At 30.8% G+C, this 7,383-nt stretch carries 8 protein-coding genes and 1 pseudogene; 7 read left to right on the forward strand and 2 right to left on the reverse strand.

Annotated features, from left to right (window positions below):
• Window positions 1–291 precede the first annotated feature (291 nt).
• A pseudogene (locus ACERC8_RS09465) lies at window positions 292–606 on the reverse strand (helix-turn-helix domain-containing protein); the annotation flags it as partial.
• A gap of 80 nt (window positions 607–686) precedes the next feature.
• Between ACERC8_RS09465 and ACERC8_RS09470 the strand changes: the two are divergent.
• The 7 genes from ACERC8_RS09470 to ACERC8_RS09500 all read left to right on the forward strand — a co-directional run bounded on the left by ACERC8_RS09470 (window position 687) and on the right by ACERC8_RS09500 (window position 6,739).
• Window positions 687–758 carry an SHP2/SHP3 family peptide pheromone gene (locus ACERC8_RS09470; RefSeq protein ID WP_373659646.1) on the forward strand — a complete coding sequence of 24 codons (72 nt, stop codon included), beginning with the start codon at window positions 687–689 and terminating at the stop codon, window positions 756–758.
• A gap of 136 nt (window positions 759–894) precedes the next feature.
• Window positions 895–2,055: a hypothetical protein gene (locus tag ACERC8_RS09475; protein WP_373659637.1), complete on the forward strand. Its 1,161-nt coding sequence runs from the start codon at window positions 895–897 to the stop codon at window positions 2,053–2,055.
• Entirely contained in the window at window positions 2,045–2,599 is a 555-nt protein-coding gene (locus ACERC8_RS09480) for a hypothetical protein (RefSeq protein WP_373659638.1), read from the forward strand. Before ACERC8_RS09475 ends, ACERC8_RS09480 begins: the two co-directional genes overlap by 11 nt.
• Window positions 2,563–3,675 (forward strand): hypothetical protein, encoded by a 1,113-nt coding sequence (locus tag ACERC8_RS09485; RefSeq protein WP_373659640.1) that lies wholly within the window; start codon window positions 2,563–2,565, stop codon window positions 3,673–3,675. The genes ACERC8_RS09480 and ACERC8_RS09485 overlap by 37 nt, the downstream gene beginning before the upstream one ends.
• Window positions 3,676–3,679: 4 nt before the next feature.
• Window positions 3,680–4,147: an NUDIX hydrolase gene (locus tag ACERC8_RS09490; protein ID WP_373659641.1), complete on the forward strand. Its 468-nt coding sequence runs from the start codon at window positions 3,680–3,682 to the stop codon at window positions 4,145–4,147.
• 125 nt (window positions 4,148–4,272) lie between these two features.
• Window positions 4,273–5,526, forward strand: coding sequence for an acetyl-CoA carboxylase biotin carboxylase subunit family protein (locus ACERC8_RS09495; RefSeq protein WP_373659642.1), 1,254 nt, complete (start codon window positions 4,273–4,275; stop codon window positions 5,524–5,526).
• A gap of 1 nt (window position 5,527) precedes the next feature.
• On the forward strand, window positions 5,528–6,739 hold the full coding sequence (locus ACERC8_RS09500; protein WP_373659643.1) for an MFS transporter: 1,212 nt from the start codon (window positions 5,528–5,530) through the stop codon (window positions 6,737–6,739).
• Window positions 6,740–6,780: 41 nt separating this feature from the next.
• Here ACERC8_RS09500 and ACERC8_RS09505 read toward each other — a convergent pair whose 3' ends face one another.
• The gene (locus ACERC8_RS09505) at window positions 6,781–7,188 is read right to left on the reverse strand and encodes a S24 family peptidase (protein WP_373659645.1); all 408 of its coding nucleotides are present in this window, start codon (window positions 7,186–7,188) and stop codon (window positions 6,781–6,783) included.
• Between the last annotated feature and the right edge of the window lie 195 nt (window positions 7,189–7,383).

The following is a 7,383-nucleotide window of genomic DNA, read 5'->3' on the forward strand; positions in this document are numbered from 1 at the left end:
CCTCATTGTACAAAAGTTAGTCATAAACAGCAACATTTTTAATTTTAAAATTAAAAAAATCAAAAAATACACAAATACAAATATAATTAACAGGAAATTTTATATATGATAAGATTAAATAAAAGGAATGAAAGGGGATTCAATAAAATGAGTAAAAATTGTAGAATTAAAAAAATCATTGGTTCTTTAGACATTAAGCATTACCGCAGTTCGTATCTTCTTCCTGTCTCAACAAGTTGAGTGTTGCAGAAAATCAAATGATACAGTAGTTCAACTAATAAAATACAACTAATATCTTTGATGTTGGAAAAGTAGACATGCTATATTATTGATATTTTGTGATGAGTACTGTTTACGAATGTACTGTACCAGGTTAGCAAATGTTTCGGAATTGGTATAGTCTTCATCATGTAAAATAAGAAACTCATCCAAAGTGATGTGTAGTTTGTCTAAAATATTGATTAGTCGAATACAAGATATTTCTGATTCTCCACGTTCAAAGCGAGATATTTGTGATTTTGAAAGGTGCTCATCCGCCACGGAGCACAGACTAATTTGCTTTCCTTTACGAACTTTTCTGAGTGTGACACCAAGTTTTGATTTCATATTTTTCCCACTTTCTCAACAAAAATTAACTCAGATTTTATTTATTGTACAATAAATAAAAACTGAAAGGAAGTCCGATTATGAAGAAAATTTCAAAATTTTTGTCGATTTCAATCTTGGTGATGGATATTATCATTATTGTTGGTGGGTAATTTGCTTAGGTGTATACCTAAGTCTTTAGAGTCTCTAAAGACTTATATCAGTATAAGAACTAGCAGGTGCAAGATAAATCACCTGCTAGAATTGAGATTCTGGTTTGACCATATAGATGAAACAGAGGTAATTGTTATGAAAGTAATTTTGTTAGTTTTAGATGCACTGGGGCTGAGGAATGAACAATCATTTGGGACATTAAATCGGATTTTAAAGCATACTGAATCAGACAATATATTTAAATATTTAGATATTTGTAGTAAAAAAGTTCAATTCAGGACTCTTAATGATATAAATATCGTGAGCACTTACATAACTCCTTCAACCTTAATTCCCGATTCGTATTTGGGACATTGTGAGATGATAGATGCACAGATTGACGTGCAGGAAGTATTTATCGATATCCGTTTATATAATAAACTATCATTTTTATCAAAATATGGGAAAATGAATTTTAAAAATGGGGTCATTACAGTTGGGAATAAATTTGTCATTGGCAATAATGGAGAATGTCAACCAGGCTTGAATTTAAATATACTTTGGTTGACGAAGCCTGATTTAAACGAGTTTGATATGGATGATTTAGCTTATAAATTGCTAGAGACTTCTAACTGTACTAGAGTAATTCAAATGTGGGGGAATGAAATTGTATTGGAAAGAGTATATGATACTGCAATAATTTCACGAAGTTATCTAGGGGAAAGTTATAATTTCCTATGTATACCACCTTTGGACATTTATAATGACAATTATCAGGTAAAACATTATGGAAAAAAAGCTACACAAAAAAATTTATTGGAAAAACTACTTGATAATAATATACATATCGAATTGATAGGTAAAGTAGGAAAAATGTTTAACTTAGATGGAAACCCAGATATAAATTATACAGGGATTGAGACGCAGAAAATTATGGATGAACTGACTTTGAAATTGGTAAATCTAGAAAAGGAATGTTTTATATTTTGTAATATACAAGAGATAGATTTAGCAGGTCATGAACAAGATGTTGTAAAGGCAGCTAATGTTTTAGAAAAAATATCTGATAGATTATATGATGTCATGAAAAATATTGGTGATGAAGATATTGTTATAGTTACTGCTGACCATGGGAATGACCCATTAGATGGTAGTCCGTTCCATTCGTATGAGGATGTTCCTTTGATTATTTTGTCTAAGAAAGAAATAAAAGTACGTCAGGAGTTTGGGAAAGGTCTAAATGAAATTTCTAAATCTATAGAAAGAATATTTAAATTGGAAATGATAGGAGAGGGGTTGTTTTATTATGAAAATTGACAAAAAATGCGCTATCACGTTTGGAAGATTCAACTATTTTTCAAAAGGTCATGCATATTTCTTTGAAGAAATTCTAACAAAATGGGATAATTTAGTAATAATGTGTCTAGAAAACTCTGATATAAGGAGACAAATAATTCCAACTAATGATTTATTACTTAATTCTTTCTATAAGGAGTGCGACAAAAATTTCACTAAAAAGTTGTTACCAGTAGCTATTAGAATGGAAGCATTAAATTATTTTGCAAAAAAGTACCCTAATAGAATAACAATTATAAGTGGTGAGAGACCAGAAAATTTTCCCTCACGTTTTAATATGGACTTTCCAGCCAACAAATTTGATTTAGTATTTAGTAAAGATTATAGCAACTATTTTGATCTATTAAGGTGTGAAGCTTTTGAAAAAATTTTGGATAGAGAAGTTACAGTAGTACATCCAAGACGATATATACATAACTCAGAGATTGCTCTTTTAAGTAATAAAGAGGAAAAGTTTTGGCCAGAAGTTTGGGATTATTATCAAAAAGAAGGGATACTCATATGAGTACTATGCAGCATATATTATTTGAAAGCATAGATGATCAAGAGATTTTTGAAAGCATAGTTTCAGAATTTGAAACATATACAGTATTACCAAGCAGTGCTCTCGTTAGAGATAATGGAAGTTACTTCACCTTTAGTCCTTTTCTAGATACTGATAAGTATTTCATTAATTTCACTATTGATAAAGGATTGAAAAAACAGTTTTGCATAAGAAATTTAAACAAATTGGACTTAACAAATCCATTATGTTTAAATAGTCAATTGACATTTACATTACAAAATTATAAAAGAAGGAATCATGCTTGTGAAATCGAAGATATAATAACAAAGATTTCAAAGATTGTTGGACAGGAACTGGTTATTGAAGTGCCTGAAATATTAGGAGAATATTTTAATGCTTATAAAAGAAAGGTTTGCTTTACTCCTAATGCGAAATCAGCTCAGATACCTAGTATTGAAGGAAAGCATTATTATTTAAGAGTATATACAGATTATTATAACGAAAAGGTCGTTATTGGAAGTTTTGTATTAGTAGATACTAATATGGAAAAAAATATTTCACAACTTGACAGTATATTTTTTCAAGAAAGAATTGGCATTATAAGAGAAAAAGTTGAATATATTTTTCAAAGGAAAAAATACAGTTTCTGTTATCAAATGTTAAAAAAGGTAAATTTGAGTGAGCTAAATATTCATAGAATATTGAATGATTTCATTACTATTTCTGTTTTATTTGATAATGGTATAAATCCTACAGCAAAAGGGGTTGGTAGTGAGCTTTCTCGTAAAATAAAGAGATTGTTCATTTATTCGAAATATTATTGCAATATTTCTAGTGATGATTTGATTAACTTTTATAAAATATTTATCGAATTCTATAATATTGCAATAAATTCAGATATTTATTTTAGCGAGAAAATACACAAAGTGGAGATCGACTTGAATCATCGTATTTCAAGTAATAAAAATATGAATATTACGAATTGGGAATATTTTTATCAAACACATGGCATACCGAAAGAATATTTTGGTATCATGGAGAAAATTTCGGTAACTGACTATAACTTCAAAGGATAAAGTGATGAATTATATAAAAAATATAAGAAAAAAAGTTGGACATGATAAAATTATTTTAAATTTTTCATGTGGAATATTACAGAACTGTGGACGAATTTTATTACAAAAAAGAAGTGATAAAGGGACATGGGGATTACCAGGTGGTGCAATTGAATTAGGAGAATCAGCATCTGAGGCGTTAATTCGAGAGTATTATGAAGAAACTGGGCTCAAGATAAAACCTTTGAAGCTTTTAAATGTTTATACGAAATATACAGATTGTTATCCCAATGGAGACGAAGCTCAGGTGATTACTATCTTATACGAGGTTTTTTCCGAAGACTGTAATATTAGTATAGATTACAATAATGACGAGACATTGGAATTGAAATACTTTAATTATGATGAAATCAAGAGAATATCACTAGTGAATCAACAACATGAGGATATGATAAAAGATTTTTTTGAAAATACATATTTTCCTGGAAGATAGTAGAGTTATGAAACTTAGCTATGAAATGTAATTCTAAAGTCTCTTAATAGATTCGATAAATCAATAGCACATGCTCCCAACTATAGAACTAAGAAGTAGTTCAAATTTGTTAAAATAAATTTATTTTGAAAGGTCAAATTATGCATATAGTATTATTTAGATATTCTGCTCGAGTTGCGAAATTAGATTACTTGTATGGTAAAGATGTTATTATTATATCACCTGAAAATCAAAAACAAAAATATGATGATTACTCTAATGAAGGACATCAACTACCTAAAGTAATATTTTTAGAGGATTTTACACTTCCAAATATTGTATTGGAAGTAAGAAGAATTAGTAAAAGTACCAAAATTGACAGCATTACCACATTGAGTGAGGAGGATATGGATATTGCAGGCTTTTTGAATGATCATTTTGTAGAAAGTAATACTAGCTCTCTATCTAATTTATTATTTAAGGATAAATATTTAATGCGTTCATTTTTGGTTGGAGTAGTAAATCAACCTTATTTTAGACTTTTGGAATCAGAGAATGATTTACGTATTTTTTGGGATAACTGTGTATCTTCTGTAGGGATATTAAAACCTAGAAATGGAGCTGCTAGCAATGGAATCAAAAAGATTTATCGGAACGAGAAGATTGCTACAGATTATTTTGAAAAAAACTACATTATAGAAGAGTGTATTCAAATTGATAAGATGATTACATGTGATGGCTACTCAATTGGAAATGAAATTAAGCGTTTTTATGTTCATGAATATGGGGAACTATTGTTAGATACATTAAGTTCTAGTGGATATTATCTTGTAAGGACTAGTTCATTATACAATAGCAATGATGAATACATAGAGACGGCTATGGAAGAATGCAATAAAGTTCTAGACGTTTTTTCTGTCGATTCTGAAATTACCCCTTTTCATTTTGAATGGTTCTTTGATTTATCAACTGGAAAAACAGTCTTTTGTGAAGTTGGGAAAAGATTTGGAGGGGGAGATATTCCTAAGTTGATAGAAGATAGTTATGGAGTTGATATAATAGCAGAGTACTGGGATATTGTGACTAATCCATATGTATTAAAAGAGATAGACTACTCTGAGGAAATTTCTAGACCGACTAGTATCTCAGCAACGTTTGCATTATATAGAAAACAAGGCAAGGTTGTCGAGATACCTGATGAAAAAGAATTGTCTTGGGCAAACAAATTGTACATATTTATTAAACTTGACGACTACTCTAAAGTATCTGAAAACATAGTTGAAAATTCAATGTTGGTTCAATTTAATTGCAAGAATAATAGTGAATTTGAGAAAAGACTGGATGATCTTAAGCAAATATCTCAAAAATTTAAATATGTAGATACGGATTTGGGAGAATAAAATGAATGGAGAAGAACGTCACAATATCATATCCATTGTATCTAGTAGGATGATTTCTCGTATAGGAGATATCATGTTCGATTTTGCGAATAATACATTTCTTGCTGGGCTAAATCCATCTTCACTATCGTTGGTTGCAATCTATCAATTATTAGAAAGCGTGATAGGTGTTCTATTTAATTTGTTTGGTGGGGTTATTGCTGATAGCTTCAAACGGAAAAAAATTATCATTGGAACTAATATCTTATGCGGGATTGCCTGTATAGTACTTTCAGTCATATCTCAAGAACAATGGTTGGTGTATGCGATTGTCATCACCAATGTTATTTTGGCTTTTATGGGTGCATTTTCTGGGCCATCATATAAGGCATTTACGAAAGAAATTGTAAAAAAAGATAGTATCTCCCAACTTAATTCATTGCTAGAAACAACAAGTACTGTAATCAAAGTAACGATTCCAATGGTAGCCATTTTCCTATATAATATATTGGGCATACACGGTGTATTATTATTAGATGGATTCTCATTTCTCATTGCTGCATCTCTGATTTTCTTCATTGTACCCGTTAATGAAGAAGTGGTCACAAAGGAGAAAATGACATTAGGCGGAGTCTTTAAAGATTTAAAAATAGGGTTCAAGTATGTTTACAGCCACAAGCCAATATTTATTATTATCATTCTCTCTGCCTTAGTTAATTTTTTTCTAGCAGCTTATAATTTATTATTACCTTATAGTAATCAAATGTTTGGAGAAATTTCAGATGGCCTTTATGGAACATTTTTAACAGCAGAAGCAATTGGTGGATTTATTGGAGCAATATCAAGTGGTTTTGTCAATAAAGCTTTGTCAAGTAAACGTTTAATGCTTTTGTTGGCTTGTTCGGGTCTGATGCTAATGCTATCTACTCCGCTCTATTCTATCTTCCATAACATTATTGTTCTATCTCTTTCTCCAGCATTATTTAGTTTATTTCTGTCCATTTTTAATATCCAATTTTTCTCTATTGTTCAAAGAGACGTAGATAATGAGTTTCTTGGTAGAGTCTTTGGCATTATCTTTACAGTAGCTATTCTTTTTATGCCTATTGGGACTGGTTTTTTCTCAGTGGCATTAAATCCTAACAATAGCTTTAATCTTTTTATTATTGGTGCATCTATCACTGTGCTATCGTTAGTATTTGGGGTGTTATTTAAAAAGTATAAAAATGATTAAAAAATAATTTACTTGATGAACTATGTATAAGTTTAATAGTTTTAGATATCTTTTATAGGCATAAAATGTCCCACTATTTTTCCTACAATCCTTGGTTCATCCCCTGCGGATGCAAACTTATCTGGGTAATCTTTGTTGATGGAGGCGAGGCGGAAGCCATTATCCTCAAGGTATACTTTCTTGATGTAAAGCTGTTCATTCCATGCGACGGCTTTGACTGCTCCATCGTAGTCAAAGCCTCCTTCTCGGATGAAGGCGACTTCCCCATCTTGGTAGACAGGTTCCATCGAATGGCCATCAATCCAAGTAGCTACATCGTAGAGGTGTTCCTTGTCTGTGAAGACTTCCTTAGTCTCGTATTCATCCCAGATACCATTACCATGTCCAGCTGATAGAGCCACATTGTCAAGGACATGAACTGAAAATAGTGGGATAACTTTTTGTTCCATGAGAAGGTTATGAGTTAACTCATAACCTTCTTTTTGTTTGTCTTGTTGAGCTGTTTATAGAGAGTCAGATGGGGGTGTTCTTCTTGAAGCTCACTTGCCTTAATATGAAGAAGTTGAGCTTGAATCGGTTACACTAAACTAGACAGAATTTATAAAGTGTTCTACACTAAAGAAAACAGGAGAACTCTATGTCTA

The organism is Streptococcus sp. E29BA, from assembly GCF_041807805.1.
Taxonomy (GTDB): Bacteria; Bacillota; Bacilli; order Lactobacillales; family Streptococcaceae; genus Streptococcus; species Streptococcus entericus.

Excerpts from the sequence above, each read along its gene's own strand:
- ACERC8_RS09500 (WP_373659643.1), top strand. The coding sequence starts at position 5,528 with ATGAATGGAGAAGAACGTCACAATATCATATCCATTGTATCTAGTAGG.
- ACERC8_RS09505 (WP_373659645.1), bottom strand. The coding sequence starts at position 7,188 with ATGGAACAAAAAGTTATCCCACTATTTTCAGTTCATGTCCTTGACAAT.
- ACERC8_RS09475 (WP_373659637.1), top strand. The coding sequence starts at position 895 with ATGAAAGTAATTTTGTTAGTTTTAGATGCACTGGGGCTGAGGAATGAA.
- ACERC8_RS09490 (WP_373659641.1), top strand. The coding sequence starts at position 3,680 with ATGAATTATATAAAAAATATAAGAAAAAAAGTTGGACATGATAAAATT.
- ACERC8_RS09480 (WP_373659638.1), top strand. The coding sequence starts at position 2,045 with ATGAAAATTGACAAAAAATGCGCTATCACGTTTGGAAGATTCAACTAT.